11 protein-coding genes are annotated in these 19507 nt (G+C 74.2%); 9 read left to right on the top strand and 2 right to left on the bottom strand.

Annotation, left to right across the window (positions count from 1 at the left end):
• Positions 1 to 206: 206 nt before the first annotated feature.
• Positions 207 to 2510, bottom strand: coding sequence for an ATP-binding protein (locus PS467_RS03595; RefSeq protein ID WP_311033940.1), 2304 nt, complete (start codon positions 2508 to 2510; stop codon positions 207 to 209).
• Between the two features lie 393 nt (positions 2511 to 2903).
• On the opposite strand from PS467_RS03595, the gene PS467_RS03590 reads away from it, so the two are divergent.
• The 6 genes from PS467_RS03590 (at position 2904) to PS467_RS03565 (ending at position 13196) form a co-directional block, all read left to right on the top strand.
• Positions 2904 to 3098, top strand: a complete 195-nt coding sequence (locus tag PS467_RS03590; protein ID WP_311033939.1) for a DUF5999 family protein — start codon at positions 2904 to 2906, stop codon at positions 3096 to 3098.
• The gene (locus tag PS467_RS03585) at positions 3095 to 3580 is read left to right on the top strand and encodes an ATP-binding protein (protein WP_311033938.1); all 486 of its coding nucleotides are present in this window, start codon (positions 3095 to 3097) and stop codon (positions 3578 to 3580) included. The genes PS467_RS03590 and PS467_RS03585 overlap by 4 nt, the downstream gene beginning before the upstream one ends.
• A gap of 158 nt (positions 3581 to 3738) precedes the next feature.
• Positions 3739 to 6642, top strand: coding sequence for an ATP-binding protein (locus PS467_RS03580; protein ID WP_311033937.1), 2904 nt, complete (start codon positions 3739 to 3741; stop codon positions 6640 to 6642).
• Between the two features lie 60 nt (positions 6643 to 6702).
• Positions 6703 to 9462, top strand: a complete 2760-nt coding sequence (locus PS467_RS03575) for an AAA family ATPase (protein WP_311033936.1) — start codon at positions 6703 to 6705, stop codon at positions 9460 to 9462.
• Complete coding sequence (locus PS467_RS03570; protein WP_311033935.1) at positions 9452 to 12259, top strand: helix-turn-helix transcriptional regulator; 2808 nt, start codon at positions 9452 to 9454, stop codon at positions 12257 to 12259. Before PS467_RS03575 ends, PS467_RS03570 begins: the two co-directional genes overlap by 11 nt.
• Before the next feature lie 331 nt (positions 12260 to 12590).
• The gene (locus PS467_RS03565) at positions 12591 to 13196 is read left to right on the top strand and encodes a LuxR C-terminal-related transcriptional regulator (RefSeq protein ID WP_311039754.1); all 606 of its coding nucleotides are present in this window, start codon (positions 12591 to 12593) and stop codon (positions 13194 to 13196) included.
• Between the two features lie 72 nt (positions 13197 to 13268).
• Here the strand turns inward: PS467_RS03565 and PS467_RS03560 are convergent, their stop codons facing one another.
• Complete coding sequence (locus PS467_RS03560; RefSeq protein ID WP_311033934.1) at positions 13269 to 14969, bottom strand: PucR family transcriptional regulator; 1701 nt, start codon at positions 14967 to 14969, stop codon at positions 13269 to 13271.
• A gap of 202 nt (positions 14970 to 15171) precedes the next feature.
• Between PS467_RS03560 and PS467_RS03555 the strand changes: the two genes are divergently transcribed.
• The 3 genes from PS467_RS03555 (at position 15172) to PS467_RS03545 (ending at position 19383) form a co-directional block, all read left to right on the top strand.
• Positions 15172 to 16431 carry an aspartate aminotransferase family protein gene (locus PS467_RS03555; RefSeq protein WP_311033933.1) on the top strand — a complete coding sequence of 420 codons (1260 nt, stop codon included), beginning with the start codon at positions 15172 to 15174 and terminating at the stop codon, positions 16429 to 16431.
• A gap of 86 nt (positions 16432 to 16517) precedes the next feature.
• On the top strand, positions 16518 to 17990 hold the full coding sequence (locus PS467_RS03550; RefSeq protein ID WP_311033932.1) for an NAD-dependent succinate-semialdehyde dehydrogenase: 1473 nt from the start codon (positions 16518 to 16520) through the stop codon (positions 17988 to 17990).
• Between the two features lie 82 nt (positions 17991 to 18072).
• On the top strand, positions 18073 to 19383 hold the full coding sequence (locus PS467_RS03545) for a CAP domain-containing protein (protein WP_311033931.1): 1311 nt from the start codon (positions 18073 to 18075) through the stop codon (positions 19381 to 19383).
• Positions 19384 to 19507: the final 124 nt, after the last annotated feature.

The following is a 19507-nucleotide window of genomic DNA, read 5'->3' as shown; positions in this document are numbered from 1 at the left end:
GGCGGGACCTCCTCGGTCGCACGGGTCGCGTCGACGCGCGGACACGGCCGTTGCGGCTCGTCCCTCGAGCCTGACGCATGATCCCCCGAAGCCGGGGCGGGCACGGATTTTCGTGGGGCTTATGAAAACTCCCAGGACATGCGCGTCCGCCTGGAATACACTCCCGCACTCGTCCCCCGAGCAACCCGCCCTTCGAGGCGCGGTCTTCAGACCCTGCCCTCCGGCGTGCGTTCCCCCTCGAGCCCGGTGGTGCGGTGCTGTTCCGCTGCCCAGACCGCCACCTGGGCACGCGAGGTGAAACCGAGCTTGCTCAGAATGTGCTCGATATGGCCCTCGGCCGTGCGCTGGGCGATGACCAGGGAGGAGGCGATCTCCTTGTTGCTGAGCCCCCGCGCGACCAGCTCGGCGATCTCGGACTCCCGTGGCGTCAGCGGCGACGGCCGTTCGCCCGCCGCCGTCTGGCCGCCGGGCAGTTCGTCCTCCAGCGCGTACTCCAGCGCCTCGTCGTAGGAGAGCCGGGCGCCCTGCCGGGCCGCCGCGTTGAAGGCCGGCTTGCTCAGCGCCTGCCGCACCGTGGCCTCGCACTCCTCGTGATAGTGGACGAGATGGCCGTAGCCGGACAGCGGGGCGCCGATGGTGTGCCAGATGGTCCGCAGGGCCCCCAGCAGCCTGGCCGCCCGCGCGTAGTCCCGGTCGGTGGCCGCGATCCAGGCCAGCACCTCCAGATTGACCCCGACGCCCAGCGGGTCGTCCAGCGAGCGGTTGAAGGTGAGACTCTCCCGCTCCAGCCGGGCCGCCCGCGCGGTGTCGCCCTGGCGCCAGACGTCCACGCCCAGCGCCATCATCGTGTAGGCCCGGTGCCAGCCCTCCCCGTACGCGTCGCACACCGCCAGCGACTCCTCGCCCAGGGCGATGGCGCCCGGCGAGTCGCCGATGAAGGAGTGGGCGAGCGAGAGCCGGATCAGCGCCAGGGCCAGCCCCACCGGATCGCCGGTGCCGCGATGGCGGGCCACGGCCTCCTCGTAGAGCGCGATCGCGTCCTGGGTCGCGCCCCGGTACATGGCGACCATGCCGGAGTAGAGCGCGGTGTAGGCGAGCACGGAGTCCAGACCCAGCCGGGTCGCGATGGACCGGCTCTCCTCGAGCAGGGCCGCGGCGGCGTCGGTGTCGGACTGGATGACGGCCAGCCAGCTGTCGGTCCACAGGGCCCGTGCCCGGACCTCGGTCGGTTCGGGGCAGAGCGCCAGGCCCTGGGCCAGCCAGCGGCGTCCCTCGCCGAGGTGGTAGCTGGTGATCCAGTGGTAGAGCAGATCGGCGGCCATGCTCAGACCGCAGCCGGTCTGCGCGGGATCGGCCAGACAGCCCTCCAAGGCGGTGCGCAGATTGGCGTGTTCCAGCTTGAGCCGGGTGAACCACTGCACCTGGGCTGGTCCGAACAGCGCCGCCCGCGCGTCGGCGGCGAGCCGGCGGTAGTAGTCGCGGTGGAGCCGCAGTCGCACGGCCTCCTCGCCGGACGCCGCCAGCCGCTCGCGGCCGTAACTGCGCAGCGTGTCCAGCATCCGGTAGCGCACCGCCGTCCGGTGCTCCTCCCTGAGCAGCACCGACTTGTCCACCAGCTCGGTCACCAGGTCCAGGATCTCCGCGCGCTCGATGCCCCCGCCGGAGCAGACCGCCTCGGCCGCCTCCAGGTCCACGCTTCCGGCGAACACCGAGAGCCGGGCCCACAGCAGCCGCTCCCGCTCGGTGCACAGTTCGTAGCTCCAGTCGATCAGCGCCCGCAGTGTCCGGTGGCGGGGGAGGACCGTCCGGAAGCCGGTGGTGAGCAGCCGGAACCGGTCGTCGAGGCGGTCCAGCAACTGCTGCACGGACAGGGCGCGCAGCCGTACGACCGCCAGCTCGATCCCCAGCGGGATGCCGTCGAGCCGGCGGCAGATCAGTTCGACCGCGTCCCGGTTGTCCTCGCTGAGCTGGAATCCCGGCACGATGGCCACGGCCCGCTCGATGAACAGCCGTACCGCGTCGCACTGCGCGAGCGCCCCCAGGGACGGCCGCGGCGCCTCGGCGTCCGGCAGCCCCAGGGCGGGTACGGCCAGGCTCTGCTCACCGGCGGTGCCCAGCGCCTGACGGCTGGTGGCCAGCAGCCGCAGCCCGGGTGCGGCGCGCAGCAGCCGGTCGGCGAGCCGGGCGCACGCGTCCAGGAGGTGTTCGCAGTTGTCGAGGACGATCAGGGTCTCCCGGTCCCGCAGATGGTCGACGAGGACGTCGATCGCCGGGCGGGAGGAGCGGTCCCTGATCTCCAGCGCCTCGGTGACGCCCTGGGCGAGCATCGCCGGGTTGTCCAGCTCGGCGAGTTCGGCCAGCCAGACGCCGTCGGGGAAGGCCCGGCGGGCGTCGTCGGCGACCCGCAGCGCCAGCCGGGTCTTGCCGACCCCGCCGACCCCGGTCAGGGTGACCAGGCGGGACGCGGACAGCAGGCGTTTGACCTCGGCCGTCTCCTGCCGACGTCCCACGAAACTCGTCACCTCGGCCGGCAGCCTGCCTGTCTGCCGCCCGGTCGGGGTGCTCCTCACCAGCACACCCATCGATGCCTCGCACCGGGCCCGGGTGGGCGGGGGCCGACGCCCTGCCCGCACGGACCGCATCCCTCCTTCAAGGCTATGCCCGCCCGCGCCGGGAGCCGCCGCACGCCTCCCTCGCGGGGCGCGGGGCCCGTCCGCCGGGGCGGGGGACCCACCGAGGGTGAGCGACCGTGGCCCGTCGGTGACCTGACCGGGCGGGCGGGAGCGGGTTCGGGTACCGATGCGGGGATATCTCCCCTCCCGACGCACCGCTCCGCCCGGCCACGATGGTGGTCTCGGTGACGAGTTCCGCCGGTCCACGGCGGAAGATCGAAGGTTCGCAGCATGTGCCTCCACCAGCCCCCCTGTCCGCCGGCCGACACACCGGATCACGAGTCGGCGCGGGTGTTGGCCACCCACCCCGAGCAGAGGTGGAGCCTGCTCCGCAAGGGAGTCGTGGTCTTCGCGGACACGGGCGGACTCCTGCCCGACGGGCGCGTCCTCCCCGCCCCTCGGATCCGTTCCGGGCAGTCGGCATGAACGCCCCCACCCTCACCCCCGCGCTCGGCTCCCCGGTGAGCACCGAGCGCCCGCCGGACGGGTCCGGGCCTCCCGCCGCCGGCGGCGGGACGTCCTGGCTGCTTCCCTCCGAGCCCGCCTCGGTGCCCCGGGCACGGCGGCTGATGCTCGCCCAGCTGGCGGTGTGGGCGCTGCACGAGTTCGCCGACGACGCGGAGCTGCTCGTCAGCGAGCTGGTCACCAACGCCCTGCGGCACGCGGACGGCCCCATCCGGCTGACGTTCTCCCTGTGCTCCGCCGGCCACGCCTTCCGGTGCGAGGTCGAGGACGGGGACCCGGCGCAGCCCCGGGTGTGCCGGACGGGCGGCGAGGACGAGCACGGGCGCGGACTCCATCTGCTGGACCTGCTCTCCCGCTGCTGGGGATCGAGCCGCACGGCGGCGGGCAAGGTCGTCTGGTTCGAGCTCCACGCCCCTCCGGCCGTCCTGGAAGCCGTCAACTGACGAAGGGATCTCATGAGGGGCCTGGCGGGGTGGACTGAGCGGACTCTGGGCGTCACTGATCGAGTTTGATCGCTGTCATTTGGCTCGTGTAGCCTGATGATCGCGACGACTTGCATGCTTTTCTGAAATTTCGCACTTTGTGGCTCAAGGAGGCCGCCGTGGCGGACCGGGCAGTCGATTCCGGTTTACCCGGCGCCCTGGTCGGGCGCGCCGCCGAACTCCAGGCGCTGACCGCCCACGCGGAAGCCGCCCGTGCCGGGCGGTCCGGACTGGTGGTCCTGTCCGGCCCGGCCGGAATCGGCAAGACCAGCCTGCTGCGCGCCTTCCTCGGCAGCGACGCCTGCCGGAAGATGACCGTGCTGCACGGCACCTGCGGCGAGGTGGTGGCCGGCGCCGGATACGGCGGGGTGCGCTCCCTCTTCAAAGGACTCGGACTCACGGCCGAGGACGCCCAGGACTCCCCGCTGCTGCGCGGCAGCGCCCGCCGTGCCCTGCCCGCGCTCATTCCGTGCCCGGCCGGGGAGGAGCCGTCCCAGGCCGCCACCGTCTACCCGGTGCTGCACGGCCTGTACTGGCTCACGGCGAACCTGATGGCCCACGACCCGCTCCTGCTCGTCCTGGACGATGTGCACTGGTGCGACGAGCGGTCGCTGCGCTGGATCGACTTCCTGCTGCGCCGGGCCGACCAGCTGCCGCTGCTGGTGGTGCTCGCCCAGCGCACCGAGGCGGAACCGGTCGCCCCCGCCGCCCTGGCGGACATCCTCGCCCAGCCGCGCTCCTCGGTGATCCGCCTCGGCCCGCTGGCCGGCCCCGACGTGGCCGAGATGGCCCGTCAGGTCTTCGAGGAGCCCGTCGCGCCCTCCTTCGCCGAGCGCGCCGCCGCCGTCTGCGGCGGCAACCCCCTGACCACCACCCGGCTGCTGCGCGAGCTGCGGGCCAAGGGCGTCACCCCCGACGAGACCGGCATCCGCGAAATCGCCGAGGTCGGACAGTACGTGGTCGCCCTGTCCGTGCGGGCCCTCTTCGACGCCCGGCCCGACTGGGTCCGGGACGTGGCCACCGCCATCGCGGTGCTCGGCGAGGAGGACCCGGAGCACATCGGCGCGCTGGCCGGAGTGTCCGCCGCCCGCGTCGCGGAGGCCGTGGACCTGCTGCGCTGGGCCGAGGTGATGGCGCCGGACCGGGCGGACCTGGCCCATGACGTGGTGCGCTCGGCGGTGCTGGAGGCCGTCGGGGAGGAGCCGCTGGCCGAGCTGCGCGCCAGGGCGGCCCTGCTGCTGAGCGACGCCGGACGACCCGCCGAGGAGGTCGCCAACCAGGTGCTGCTGGTGCCCGGCGCCCCCCAGCCATGGATGTGCTGGGTGCTGCGGGAGGCCGCCGCCCAGGCCGAGCACCGCGGCGCCCCGGAGGCCGCCGCCCGCTATCTCCACCGGGTCCTGGAGGCGGAGCCGGACAGCCTGTCGGCCCATGTCCCGCTCGCCAAGGCGCTCGCGGAGATCAACCCCGCCGAGGCCCTCCGCCTGCTCCGGCATGCCCTCACCCTGGCCCCCGACGTGCGCACCAAGGCGCCCATCGCCGTGCAGTTCGGCCTCACCTGCCTCACCGTCCAGCAGTCGCCGGCCGCCGTACGGGTGCTCAGCGAGGTGCTCGACGAACTCGAGGCCGAACTGGGGCCCGCGCCCGATCCGCGCGACCGCGAGCTGCGCACCCTCGTCCAATCGGCGCTGCTGATCAGCGGATCCGACGAGAAGGCCACCATCCACACGGTCCGGGAGCGCTTCGCGCGGATCCCCGAACCGCCCGGGGACACCCCCGCGCAGCGGCAGCTGCTCGCCATGATGACCGTCCTGTCCGCGATGGAGGGCCGCTCGGTGCGGCGGACGGTGGAACGGGCCCGCCGCGCCCTGAGCTCACCCGACCGGGAGCTCGACAACTGGTCCCTGCTCTTCTCCGCGTTCACCCTGGGCCTGGCCGACGAGGTCGAGGGCGCGCTGGACGCGCTGGACCGCGGGCTGCGCCAGGGCCAGGACAACGCCGCGGTGTGGTCGTACGTGGTCACCCTGTCCACCCGCGCCCTGCTGCTGCACGGCGTGGGGGCGATCCCCGACGCGCTCGCCGACGCCCAGACCGCCGTCGAGATCATCGGCGGGGAGCGCTGGAACGCCCATGTGACCATGCCCCAGACCGCGCTGGCGACGGTCCTGATCGACCGCGGCGAACCGGAGCGGGCCGAGGAACTGCTGGCCGCCGTCACCCGGCCGAACCTGGACGGGTTCGTGATGGAGTACCACTGGTACCTCATGGCCCGTGCGCGCGCCCGCTGGGCACTCGGCGACGGCGCCGCCGCGCTGCGGCTGCTGCTGGACTGCGGCGCCTCCCTGGAGGAGTCCGGGATCGCCAACCCGGTGTTCGTGCCCTGGTGGGCCGAGGCGGCCTGGGTGCTCGCGGCGGAGAAGCGGGCGGACGAGGCGCGCGACCTCGTCGAGCACGGCGCCGAGCTGGCCCGCCGCTGGAACACCCCGCGCGCCCTCGGACTCGCCGCGCTCGCCCGCGGCGTGACCACCCCCGGCGAAGCGGGCATCGCCCTGCTCACCGAGGCGGTCGAGCACCTCTCCGGTTCGCCCGCCCGCGCCGAGCAGGCCCGCGCGGAGTTCCTGCTCGGCGGGGCGCTGCTGGACGCCGGCCGGCCGCGCGAGGCCCGGGAGCGGCTGCGCTCGGCCGCCGACCTCGCCCAGGGCTGCGGCGCGCTCGCGCTCGCCAGGGACGCCCGCAACCGGCTGGTCGCCGCGGGCGGCCGGATGCGCGAGATCACCGCCTCACCGGTCGACCTGCTCACCGGCACCGAGCACAAGGTGGCCCAACTGGCCTCGCGCGGAGCGGGCAACCGGGAGATCGCCGAGTCGCTGTTCGTCACCCTGCGCACCGTCGAGACCCACCTCACCAGCGTCTACCGCAAGCTGAGCGTCAGTCAGCGCGGCGAGCTGGCCACGGTGCTGAACACCCCCAGCCTCCCCGACCCACAGGCGCCGGCGTGGGTCTTCGCCTCCCGCGACCGGCGCTGAGGGGAGCGCGCGGGAGCGCGGTGGCACCTTCGCGCCTCACCCCCGGCTTATAGTCACACCATGCAGCTCAACGGGCTCCCGTTCCCTGGGCGTGAACGAGAGCAGGCCACGCTTGCCCAGTCCGTCGCCGACCTCGGCCGGGGCCGTCCCTCGGTGGTGACGGTGCTCGGCAAGCCCGGCTACGGACAGGACCGGCTGCTGCGCCAGACCGCCCAACTGGCCGAGAGCCAGGGCATACGCGTGCTGCGCGCCAAGGCGACCCCGGGCGAACAGGACGTGCGCTACGGCGTGGTGGGACAGTTGCTGGCCCCCATGGACGGACTCACCGACGGCTCGCTCAAGGCCCTGACCAGCCGGCGGCCCGAACCCCGATCACCGGGGCTGACCGAGTTGCTGCGCACCGCCCGCGAGCGGCCCACACTGCTGGTCGTCGACGACGTGGGATGGCTGGACGCGGCCTCGGTGCGCTGGTTCGGGGCGCTCATCCGGCGGCTGCCCGACGCCCGGATCGCCCTGCTGGTGAGCAGCACCGGCCGGCACCGCCCCGGCTCCTGCCCGCTCTCCTCCGGGCCGGTGCCGGTGACCACCGTCGAACTCGAACTGGCCCCGCTGACCGCCCGCGACGTCGCCGCCACGGTGGCGATGATCTGCGGCCGCCCCGGTGAGCGGGCCTTCACCACGGCGGCCCTGGAGGCGAGCGCGGGCAACCCCGAGGTGCTCTCCGAGGCACTGCGCCACTTCACCCAGCGCGGATACGCACCGATCGCCGGGCGGGTGCCGGAGCTGCGCACCCTCACCGAGGCCGTCGGCGGTGACCACACCGTGCGCGTGCTCGGCCTGCTGTCCGACACCGCCGTCGCGGTCGTGCGCGCGCTCGCCGTCTGCGGCGACCTGCTGGACCTGTCCCTGGTGTACGCGCTCGCGGGCCCCCGCGCCACCAGCGAGCCCGGACTGACCGCGCTGCTGCTGGAGAACGGGCTCGTCACCGCCTCCGGCGCCGGGCTCCGCCTGAGCCGGCCCGAGGCGCGCGGCTGGATCCTGGCCGAGATGCCCGGTGACGAACGGTCCGAACTGCACGCCCGCGCCGCCGAACTGGCGTACCGGGCGGCCGTACCCGACGAGGACATCGCCCGGCTGCTGCTCCCCGCCCACCCGGTCGGCGAGCCCTGGGTGATCCCCGTGCTGCGCCGCACCTGCGCCGCCGCACTGCGCGCGGGCCGGACCGCCCAGGCGATCGCCTGTCTGGCGCGGGCCCTGGAAGAGCCGCTGGAACCGGCGCCGCGCGCCCAGCTGGGCCTCGAACTCGCCGCCATCGAGGTGCTGGCCGCCCCCGAGGCCGCGGACCGCCGGCTGACGGAGATCATCCGCAGCGGCGACGGCGGCTCCGGCCGGATCCGGGTGCGCGCCGCGGACCTGGGACTCTCCCGAGGCGGCGACAACGGTCTGCGCCGTGCCGTCGCCGATGTGCTGCCCACGGCCGACGGCGACGAACGCGGCGCCCTGGCCGGGCTGTTCTGGCTCACCGGAACCCACCAGCAGGAGGACGACACCGACCTCGGCCCGGACGGAATACCCCCGCTGCCCGCCGACCCCTCCTGCCCGGCGCAGGCCGCGGCGCGCGCCTGGCGCCTCGCCCTGCGCGGCGCGGACCTGCCCGCCACCCGGGCGCTGGCCCGGCGTGCCCTCACCGTCGACGGCGGCGCCGGGGCGCTGATCCTGCCCCGGATCGTCGCCGCCCGGACCCTGCTGCTGACCGACGACCTGGACGAGGCCGAGGTCCGGCTGGACGTGCTCCACACCGACCTGCGGCGGCGGCACGCCCGCGCGGCCGCCGCCATGACCCTGACCGTCCGCGGCGAGCTCAACCTGCGGCGCGGCCGGCTCGACATGGCCGAACGGGACCTGGCCGCCGCGGAGCGGTCACTGCCCCCCTCGCTCTGGCACCCGTACGCCGCCCCCTATCTGACGGCCGTGCGGATCGTCGCCGCCCTGGAGAACGGCGACGCCGACCAGGCCGGCGCGCTCGCGGACGCGCCCACCTCCGCCGAGTCGCGGGACGGCGCCTCCTGGGGCCATCTGCTCTTCGCCAAGGCGCTGGTGGCCGTCAGGCACGACCGGCTGCCCGAGGCACTGGAGCTGTTCCGCTCCTGCGGCAGGTGGCAGCTGAGCCGCGGGCGGATCAACCCCGCCCTCATGCCGTGGCGTTCGGCGGCCGCCCGGGTCTGCGCGGCCCTCGGCGACCACGAGGAGGCGCGCCGGCTCACCGAGGAGGAGCTCGCGCTGGCCCGGCTGTGGGGCGCCCCCAGCACGCTCGGCTGGGCGCAGCTGGGGGTCGGGCGGGTGGCCCGCGAGGGGCGGGCCGACCGGCTCCGCGAGGCGGTGGCCACCCTGCGCGACGCCCCGGCCCGGCTCGCCTACGCGGGATCCCTGGCGGAGCTGGCCAAGGCCGAACTGGACGCGGGGAACCCACAGGTCGCCGACCCCCTGGTGACCGAGCTGTTCTCCTTCGTCACCACCCACCGGTCCTCCAGCCGGCTGGTCGCACGGGCGCGCGCGCTCTCCGAGCGGACGGGGGTGCCCGCCGTTCGCGGACGCCTCCCGCACCCGGCGTGGGCGACCCTGACCGAACCCGAGCGGCGCACCGCGGCCCTCGCCGGACTCGGCCAGGGCAACCGGGAGATCGCCGAAACGCTCTCCGTCACCAGACGCACCGTCGAGCTACGGCTCAGCGGCGCGTACCGGAAGCTGGGGATCGGCGGTCGCGCGGAGCTGATCGCGTTGCTGCGGGCGGCGGAGGGATGCGGAACGGATGTTGCTTGAGCGGGAGGCCGAGCTGGCGCGGATCGCGGACGCCCTGCGGGCCGCGGCGGCCGGCACCTCGTCACTGCTGTTGCTCACCGGCCCCCTGGGCATCGGCCGGACCGCGCTGCTCCAGCAGCTGCCGACGCTCGCCGAGGGCAAGGAGGTCCACGTCCTGCGTGCCAACGCCGCGCCGATGGAGCAGGACTTCGCCTTCGGCGTGGTCCGCCAGCTCTTCGACAGCCTGCTGACCGGCATCCCCGAAGAGCTCCGCGAGCGCCGGCTGAGCCAGGAGGACGGTTCCTGGCGGACCGTCTTCGGTGACGACGCCCCGCTCCTCGACGAGGGCGGCACCGCCTCGATGTCCGAGGAGACGCTGTACGGACTGCGCTCGGTGCTGGCCGACGTCAGCGCCGACGGCCCGCTGCTGATCCTCGTGGACGATCTCCAGTGGGCCGACTCCCCGTCGCTGCGCTGGCTCGCCTTCCTCGTCAAGCGGCTGACCGGGCTGCGCGCCGTGGTCGTCTGCGCCCTGCGGGACGGCTACCGGCGCCCCGGGGAGCCGATGCTGCGGGAGATCGTCGAGGCGGCGCGGCCGGTGCTGCGCCCCGGGCCGCTGTCGCTGGGCGCCGTCAAGGAGGTGATCCACGAGCGGTTCGGCGTGCCGGGGGACGAGGAGTTCGCCCGCGCCTGTCATGAGATCTCCGCGGGCAATCCCCTGCTGCTGACGTCGGTGCTGGCGGGGCTGGTCGCGGGCGGCCACCGGCCCACCGCCGAGCGGATCGAGGAGGCCCGCTCGCAGCGTCCCGCCCAGCTGCGCGAGCGGCTGGCCAGCTCCCTGCGCGCCCAGCCCCGGCCGGTGCGGGACCTGGCCGCGGCCATCGCGGTCCTCGGGGACCAGCCGGAACCGGACCTCCTGGCCCGGCTGGCCGGACTGGACCAGATCGGCTTCCTGGCCGCGCTGCGCGACCTGCACCGGCTGGGGCTGCTCGCCGCCGAGCGGGAGCCGCGCTTCCTCCACCAGGTGGTGCAGGACGCGGTCGAGTCCTCGATGACCGTGGCGGAACGGGAGCGGCTGCACGACGCCGCGGCGGCCCTGCTGTACCACAACGGACGCCCCGCGGAGCTGGTCGCCGCCCAGCTCATGGCCGTCACCGCCTCGGACCACCCCTGGGCGGTGGAGGTGCTGCGGACCGCGGCGGACACCGCGCTGCGCTGCGGCGCGCCGCGTACCGCCGCCCGCTATCTGCGCCGCGCGCTCCTGGACGGCTCGCTGGCGGGGGAGGGCCGGGCCCGGCTGCTGATCGATCTGGCCACCGCGGAGCGCGGCTTCGACCCGGCCGCCTGCGAACGCCATATCTCGCAGGCCATACCCCTGCTGACCACGGCCAGGCTCCGGGCCGCCGCGGCCTTGCGGATCTCCCCGACCATCGTGGGCCTGGCGCCTCCGTCGGTCATCGACCTGCTGCACCAGGTCGCCGAGGACCTGGGCCCCGCGGACACGCTGGAGGGCACCGCGCGCGATGTGGCCCTGCGGCTCGAGGCGCGGCTGCGGCACGCCGGGCACGAGGACGCGGCGGAGCTGGCCGCGGCGGTGGAGCGGCTGTCCGCGCTGGGGGCGGACCCGGCGCTGGACACCGCCGCCGAGCGTGAGCTGACGGCGGTGCTGCTCAACGCGGCGATGCTCACCGCGCGTCGCCCCGCGGCCGAGGTCGCCCGGTTGGCGATCCGCATCCTGGAGCGCGAACCGGCCACCTCCGAACAGGTCCACTCCCCGCTGCCGCTGGTGGTGATCGGGCTGGTCGCCGCCGATTCGGTACGGGGGATCAGCTCCTGGCTCGCGAGGGAACAGCGGGCGCGGCGGCACAGCGGCACGGTCGTCGACGCGCTGGTCAACGTCGAGCAGGCCATGGTGCTCAGCGCCCGGGGGCGCGTCGCCCAGGCGCGGGAGTACGCCGAGCGCGCCGCACGGCTGGCCGAGGTGCACTGGCAGGAGGCCGGGGTCGTCTCCACCCTCGCCCTCACCGGCGTGGCCCTGGACCTGGAGGACCCCGCGCTGGTCGAGCGCATTCTGGACGGCCCCGGGCGGCGCCGGTCCGCGAGCCTGGTCCTGACCGCGGCGCTCCAGTTCCTCAAGGCCGCGCAGGACTCCGACAACGGACGCTGGAGCAGTGCCCTGGAGACCCTCCTGGCCAGCGGCCGGCAGTTGGAGGCGACGGGCTGGCGCAACCCCGTGCTCTTCGCGTGGCGGCCCTGGGCGGCCACCCTTCAATACCGCGTCGGGGACGCCTGCGCGGCCATGGCGCTGGCCGAGGAGGAGTTGCAGCGGGCGACGGACTGGGGCGCCCCGGTGGCGCTCGGCCGCGCGCTGCGGCTGAAGGCCGGGCTGCTCGGTGGCGACCAGGGGATGACACTGCTGCGGGAATCGGTCGACGTGCTGCGGGCCTCGGCCAACGAACTGGAACTCGCCCGCGCGCTGCTCCAGCTGGGCCAATGGCTGGGGCGGGGCAGCGAAGCGGACGCCGTGCTCCGGGAGGCCGCGGCCCTGGCCGCCGCGTGCGGGGCGCCCCGGCTGGTCGACCGGATCCGCACCGTGGCCGGCGGTGGCGCGGCCGCCGCCCGGCCCGAGGTGTCCCTCACCCGCACCGAGCGCACCGTGGCCTCCCTCGTCGGACGCGGACTGACCAACCAGGAGGTCGCCGCCGAGCTGGGGGTGAGCTCCCGCGCCATCGAGAAGCATCTGACGAGTTCCTATCGCAAGCTGGGCGTCTCCGGGCGGCGCGAGCTCATCGAGCTGCTGCCCCGCATGGATTCGTGAACAACGCGTTAACGGCGATAATTCAGCAGAGTTTGGCGAGGAATGATGAACCGACCGTACGGCCCACCGAAGCGGTGGGGTTCGGACCGAACCCTCGGACCGGACCACCACGGGATTGGGCGGCGACACCCCTGTTCACGTTGACTTACGCACTCGGAGATCCCTAGTCTCAATTCTGAAATCAACTTTTGGAATTGAATATCGACATTCAATTCCGAAGACTGTGAATTAAGGAAGGGATGGCAGTCCCTTGGCATTGCCTTTACTAGCGGATTCGGCTCGGCCAACCCCCCACGAGCTTGGACACGAGCAGACCGAGTACACGGATCTACTGCGCCAGTTCGACCAGCCAGGGGCGTGTGTCGTCTGCCTCGACCCATCGCTCACGGTCCAACAGGCCAACCGGGAATTCTTCCGGCAGTTCGACGACGCCTCCGCGGACGTGTGCGGCCGCGACTTCTGCGACCTGGTGCACCCCAGCGTCCGGCAGGCGCTCAAGCGGCAGTTCATCCGGCTCCTCGACGGCTCCCGCCACCGGTTCACCACTCATGTGGTGGCCGTGGGAGCCGACGGGACCGCCTTCACCAGCGCCCTCACGGCCGTCGCCGTGCGCGAGGGCACCGCCCATGTCGCCTCGATCCTCGTGGTGCTGCGACCCACGGCCGGTGGCGAGGAGGTGGACATCGTCACCAACCGTAAGAAGCTCCTCACCGAGACCGAGGCGCGCATATTGGAGGGCATCGCCGCCGGGCTCTCCACGATCCCCTTGGCCTCCCGGCTCTACCTCAGCCGGCAGGGCGTCGAGTACCACGTGACACGGCTGCTGCGGAAGCTGCGGGTGCCCAACCGCGCGGCCCTCGTCTCCCGCGCCTACTCCATCGGCGTGCTCAACGTCGGCTGCTGGCCACCCAAGGTCGTCGATGACTTCGTCAAGTGACGCGTGCTCCGCGGGTGTCGACACACCGCTACGGCCGATCCGGCTCCGGGTCGGCCGTAGCGCCTTGCCGCCTCAGGGCGGGGCCGGGCCCCGGGACAGCCGCAGCAGATGGAAGGCGGTGAGCGCCACATGCAGCTGGGTGCGCTGCTCACCCGACTCCAGATCACAGCCCAGCACCCGCTCCAGTGAACGCAGCCGCTGGTAGAACGCCTGCCGGGACAGATTCGCGCGCCGGGCGGCCACCGTCTTGTTGCCCGCCGCGTCCAGAAAGGTGTGCAGCACCGTCAGCAGATCGGTGCCGTGCCGCTCGTCGTAGTCCACCAGCCGCCCCAGCTGCCGCTCCACGAACTCCTGTAGCCGCACATCGCCGCGCAGCGCGTACAGCAACTGCCGCAGCCCGATGTCCGACAGCTCGTGGAACGGCTTGTCCCGCGTGCCCGGAACGGCGGCGTCCGCGACCCGTGCCGCCTGCTGGAACGACCGGGCGGTCTGTGACAGGTCCGACACCTCGGAGCCGACGCTGATCATCGCGTCCGGCCGGGACTCCCGCACCGACCGGCTCAGCCGCTCCACCAGCGGCCGCCACGGCGTGGCCGCGGGCAGGGCCAGCAGCACCCCGATGTGATCACCGGGCACCGCGCCGACCAGCACGCCGGCCCCGGCCGCCGCCAGCTCGTCCGTCAGCCGGTCCTCCAGCTCGGTCGTCTCCCCGGCGGTCGTCTCCCCGGCGCCGGGGCCGGGGCTGACCAGCACGACCAGCAGCCGGCGGCCCGCGACCGGCACGCCCAGCGCCTCGGCCCTGGCGCGGGCCTCCCCCCTGGAACGGCAGCGCTGCTCCACCAGGTCCAGCAGCAGCGTGCGCTGTGCCCGCCGCTCCCAGCGGGTGTGATGGGTGAGCCGGGCGATGGTCAGGGCGGTGGCGGTGCGCTCCAGGACCATGGCGTCCTCGGGGCCGATCGCCGGGTCTCCGGCGGCGTCCGGGAGCATCAGCAGCCGCCCCCACCGCTCGCCCCGGTACTCCACCGCGGTCACCAGCCAGTCCTCGGGACCGCTCAGCCCGGTCCGGTCGGGCGAGGGGGTGGCGCGCGACCGCCGCTCCCAGCCGGTCAGCGTCCCCTCCACCCCGCGCCCCGGCGGACCGCAGAGCACGGCCTGGTGGACCAGGTTCTCCAGCACCACGGGGTGCCCGCTCAGCTCGGCCGCCATGCCCACCACCTCGTCGGGCCCGGCGCCGCGCAGGGTCAGCGCGGTGAAGGTGTCATGGACGTCCTGGGCCCGGCGCAGGCTCTCCACCTGGCTGCCGACGATCAGGGAGTGGAGGACCTGGGTCACCTCCACGAAGTTCACGGTCCGGGAGAGCAGGACGAGTGGGAAGTCCCGGGCCAGACAGGCCCGCACCAGCTCCGACGGCGGCCGGTGGTAGCGCCGTACCAGCTCGATGACCAGCCCGGCGGCGCCCACGTCCGCGAGCTCCTCGACATACCGGCGGACCAGCGCCGGGTCCTCGGGCAGCGGCATACCGGTGGTCAGCACCAGCTCCCCGCCCTTGAGGAAGGACGCCGGGTCGAGCAGTTCGGTGATGTGCACCCAGCGGACCGGCCGGGACAGCTGCCCATGGCCGGACACCACCTCGGGCGCCCCGGCGGCCAGCACCGGAAGCCGCAGCACCTCGGCGAGGCTGAGCGGTGAACGCCCCGGGACCCGCGGCGGCCCGGCGGGGCGGGGAGGCGGCCGTCCGGCACCGCCGTACGCGGTGCCGCCCGAGCCGTTCATGCCGCTCACTCTGACAAGGCCGCGCGCCGAGCGCAACCATGCCCCCGCCGGGCCTCTTGACACGATCCATGCCCGAGCTCGTTGACAGACCGTCCATAGCGATCATCACCTGGCGACACAGTGATCATTGTCCTGACCGGGTTCGTCCCCGCACCCTCGAAGTGTCCGAGCGCATCGCCGATCCGTGGGTGTGGGAGAGAACATGACCAATCTGTCGCCGCAGCTCCGTCAGGCCACTCCGGTGGTCGCCGTCCGTGGAGAGGGCGCCTACGTCGACGGTGAGGACGGGCGGCGATACCTCGACTTCACCGCGGGCATCGGTGTCACCAGCACCGGACACTGCCATCCGCGGGTCGTCGCCGCCGCCCAGGAGCAGGTGGCCACCCTCATCCACGGCCAGTACACGACCGTCCTGCACCCACCGCTGCGGCGGCTGGTCGAAAAGCTGGGCGAGGTGCTTCCCGCGGGCCTCGACAGTCTGTTCTTCACCAACTCCGGCAGCGAGGCGGTGGAGGCCGCCCTGCGCCTCGCCCGCCAGGCCACCGGCCGGCCCAACGTCCTGGTCTGCCACGGCGGATTCCACGGCCGCACCGTGGCGGCCGCCTCCATGACCACCTCCGGGACCCGGTTCCGCTCCGGTTTCTCGCCGCTGATGAGCGGCGTCGTGGTGACCCCGTTCCCCACCGCCTACCGGTACGGCTGGGACGAGGAGACCGCGACCCGGTTCGCCCTGCGCGAGCTGGACTACGTCCTCCAGACCATCTCCCCGCCGGACGACACCGCCGCGATCATCGTCGAGCCGGTGCTCGGCGAGGGCGGCTACGTACCCGCCACCGAGGGGTTCCTCCAGGGCCTGCGGGAGCGGGCCGACCGCCATGGCTTCCTGCTGATCCTGGACGAGGTGCAGACCGGGGTGGGCCGCACCGGACGGTTCTGGGGCCATGACCACTTCGGTATCCGCCCCGACATCCTGGTCACCGCCAAGGGACTGGCCAGCGGCTTCCCGCTGTCCGGCATCGCCGCATCCGAGGAGCTGATGAGCAAGGCGTGGCCCGGCTCCCAGGGCGGCACCTACGGCGCCAACGCCGTGGCCTGCGCGGCGGCCGTCGCCACCCTCGACGTGGTCCGCGAGGAGAACCTCGTCGCCAACGCCGAGGCCATGGGGGCGCGGCTGCGCGGCGGTCTGGAGGAGGTGGCCGCCAAGACCCCCGCCATCGGCGATGTCCGCGGCCTCGGCCTCATGCTGGCCAGCGAGTTCGTCACCGAGGACGGTGAACCGGACCCGGCCGCCGCGGCCCGGGTGCAGCGCGCCGCCGTGGACGAAGGACTGTTGCTGCTCCTGTGCGGGGCCTGGAACCATGTGGTCCGGATGATCCCCGCCCTCGTCGTCGACGAAGCGGCGATCGACGAGGGTCTGCGCGCCTGGTCCGCCGCCGTCAGCGCCGGCACGGCGGACTCCTGACGCACCGCACCTCACCCATCGGGAGCCGATCCGCCCGCCGGTCCGAACCCTTCGGGCCGGCGGCGGTCACGAAGGAGATTGCCCCTATGTCCACCCCCTCCTACCCCTCGGCCGCCGACGTCCTCGCGACGGTGCCCAAGCAGCTGTACATCGCCGGGTCGTGGTCCGACGCGGCCGGCGGCCGGACCATGCCGGTCGACGACCCGGCCACCGGTGAGGTGCTGTGCGAGGTCGCCGACGCCGCGCCCGCTGACGGGCAGCGCGCCCTGGCCGCCGCCGAGGACGCCCAGGAGAAGTGGGCGGCCACCGCGCCCCGCGCGCGCAGCGAGATCCTGCGCCGCGCCTATGAGCTGATCATGGAGCGCGCCGACGCGCTCGCCGCGCTGATGACGGCCGAGATGGGCAAGCCGCTGGCCGAGGCGCGGGGAGAGGCCGCCTACGCCGCGGAGTTCTTCCGCTGGTTCTCCGAGGAGGCCGTGCGCATCGAGGGCGGGTACGCCACCCTGCCGGACGGCCGGAACCGCATGCTGCTGATGCGCCGCCCGGTCGGCCCCTGTCTGCTCGTCACCCCGTGGAACTTCCCGCTGGCCATGGGCACCCGCAAGATCGGCCCGGCGATCGCCGCGGGCTGCACCATGGTGCTCAAACCCGCCCCGCAGACCCCGCTGTCCAGCCTCGCGCTCGCCGGCATCCTGGCGGAGGCGGGGCTTCCGGCCGGGGTGCTCAACGTGGTCACCACCTCCCGCGCGGGAGAGGTCGTGGAACCGCTGCTGACCGGCGGGCACGTCCGCAAGCTCTCCTTCACCGGCTCCACCGAGGTCGGCCGCACCCTGCTGGCGCAGTGCGCGCCCGCGGTGGTCCGCACCTCCATGGAACTCGGCGGCAACGCCCCCTTCATCGTCTTCGAGGACGCCGACCTCGACACCGCGGTCGAGGGTGCCATGACCGCCAAGATGCGCAACATGGGCGAGGCGTGCACGGCCGCCAACCGGTTCTTCGTCCACTCCTCCGTCGCCGCCGAGTTCGCCGACCGGCTCGCCCGCCGCATGGGCGCGCTGGACGTCGGCCCCGGCAGCCGGCCCGGGGTCGAGGTGGGGCCGCTCATCGACCGGGCCGGCCGTACCAAGGTCGAGGAGCTGGTCGCGGACGCCGTGGCGCGCGGCGCCGAGGTCCTGGTCGGCGGCAGCACCCCCGAGGGCCCCGGCTGCTTCTACCCGCCCACGGTGCTCACCGGGGTCTCCCCGGCGAGCCGGCTGATGGAGACCGAGATCTTCGGGCCGGTCGCGGCCGTCCTCACCTTCGACGACGAGGACGAGGTCGTCGCCACCGCCAACAGCACCGAATGGGGCCTGGTGGGCTATGTGTTCACCCAGGACCTGAACCGTTCGCTGCGGGTGAGCGAGCGGCTGGAGGTCGGCATGGTCGGCCTCAACACCGGTCTGGTCTCCAACCCCGCGGCCCCCTTCGGCGGCGTCAAGCAGTCCGGGCTCGGCCGCGAGGGCGGCCGGGTCGGCATCGACGAGTTCCTGGAGTACAAGTACGTCGCGATGCCGGTCTGAGCCGCCGGTCCGCCACCCCGCCGGAACCGCCGCGGGCACCCGGGCGTTGTCCTCAGACACGCGGCGGCGGTGAGGAGCGGACATGGGCGAGTTGGTGCCCGGCGGGAACCAGGCGCTGCCGGACGGCGCGCTGACCATCCGGGTGCCGGGCCCGTTCGACCTGTCCGCGCTGATCACCGGGGCGGACGGAAAGGTCGCGGGGGACGGTGACTTCGTCTTCTTCAACCAGCCCACCGCGCCCGGCGCCCGGCTGGACGGTGACACCGTCACCCTGCGGCCGCGGGGGCTGCGGCCGGGCGCCGGGCGGGTCACCCTCGTCGTCAGCCCCGCCGACCCGGGCACCCCGCTCGGGCGGCTGCCGGCGCCCGTGCTGAGCGTCCTGGACGACCGGGGATCGCTGCTGGCCCGGTTCGCCCCTCCGCCCCCTTCCCGGGAGACGGCGCTGCTGCTCGCCGAGGTCTACCGCCGCGGCGGCGGCTGGAAGGTGCGGGCGATCGGCCAGGGCTACGCCGACGGACTGGCCGGTGTGGCCCGGGACTTCGGCGTCGACATCGCCGACGACGCAGCCCCGGCCGCGCCCGCGCATCCCGTCCCGGCGGCCGCCGGCGGCCCCGCGCAGCACGCCCTCGACGTGGTGAACGCGGCGCGGGCACGGGCCGGGGCCCCTCCCGTGGCCCTCGACGGACGGCTGGCCGCGGCCGCCGAGGCGCATGCCCGTGCCATGGCCGCCCACGGGGCCCTGGCGCTGGAGAGCCCGGACGGCACGTCGCTCTTCCACCGGATCGCCGCGCACGGCTACCGCCCGCTGACCATCGCCGAGCACATCGTCTCCGGGCCGCGCACCCCGCGGGAGTTCGTGGACTACTGCCTCGACGGCGCCGGGCGCCAAGGCCCGTTCCACGATCCGGCCCTCATCCACCTGGGCATCGGCCGGGCCGACGGCCCCACCACCGGGGATGTCTACTGGACGGCGGTGTGGGCCCGGCCGTTCACCCCGGACGGACTGTCGCGCCTGGTCTCCGACGTCATCGCCCGCACCAACGCGGAGCGCGCCGCCGCCCGGCTGGCACCGCTCGCCCCGGACCCGCGGCTGACGGCGGCCGCGCAGGCACACAGCGACGACATGGTGGGCCGCGACTTCTACTCCCACACCGGGCCCGAGGGGCACCAGCCCTGGGACCGGGCCCGCGCCGCCGGGGCCGCGCACCGCGGCATCGGGGAGAACATCGCATGCGGCCAGCGCTCCCCGGCGGAGGTGGTGCGCGGCTGGATGGACAGCCCCGGCCATCGCGCCAACATCCTGAAGCCCGACTTCACCCATATCGGCGTCGGCTACGCCACCGGCAGCCGCGCCGGCACGTACTGGACCCAGGTTTTCGGCGCCGCGGGATGACCGCGGCCACCGTCAGCACCAGCGAGGGGGCGACCGCCGCACCGGGTCCGGCCGGGGAACGATGGGTTCGGGCCCTTCTCCTGCGGCCCCACCCTCATGCGTGGGTACGGAGGCGCGGCGGGGA

The sequence above is a fragment of the Streptomyces luomodiensis genome (assembly GCF_031679605.1).
GTDB lineage: Bacteria > Actinomycetota > Actinomycetes > Streptomycetales > Streptomycetaceae > Streptomyces > Streptomyces luomodiensis.
This window is presented reverse-complemented; position numbering and strand designations above follow the sequence as displayed.

What these genes read in the sequence shown, in the direction of transcription:
- PS467_RS03555 (WP_311033933.1), top strand. Translation starts at nt 15,172, where the DNA reads ATGACCAATCTGTCGCCGCAGCTCCGTCAGGCCACTCCGGTGGTCGCC.
- PS467_RS03575 (WP_311033936.1), top strand. Translation starts at nt 6,703, where the DNA reads ATGCAGCTCAACGGGCTCCCGTTCCCTGGGCGTGAACGAGAGCAGGCC.
- PS467_RS03560 (WP_311033934.1), bottom strand. Translation starts at nt 14,969, where the DNA reads ATGAACGGCTCGGGCGGCACCGCGTACGGCGGTGCCGGACGGCCGCCT.
- PS467_RS03585 (WP_311033938.1), top strand. Translation starts at nt 3,095, where the DNA reads ATGAACGCCCCCACCCTCACCCCCGCGCTCGGCTCCCCGGTGAGCACC.
- PS467_RS03570 (WP_311033935.1), top strand. Translation starts at nt 9,452, where the DNA reads ATGTTGCTTGAGCGGGAGGCCGAGCTGGCGCGGATCGCGGACGCCCTG.
- PS467_RS03550 (WP_311033932.1), top strand. Translation starts at nt 16,518, where the DNA reads ATGTCCACCCCCTCCTACCCCTCGGCCGCCGACGTCCTCGCGACGGTG.
- PS467_RS03590 (WP_311033939.1), top strand. Translation starts at nt 2,904, where the DNA reads ATGTGCCTCCACCAGCCCCCCTGTCCGCCGGCCGACACACCGGATCAC.
- PS467_RS03545 (WP_311033931.1), top strand. Translation starts at nt 18,073, where the DNA reads ATGGGCGAGTTGGTGCCCGGCGGGAACCAGGCGCTGCCGGACGGCGCG.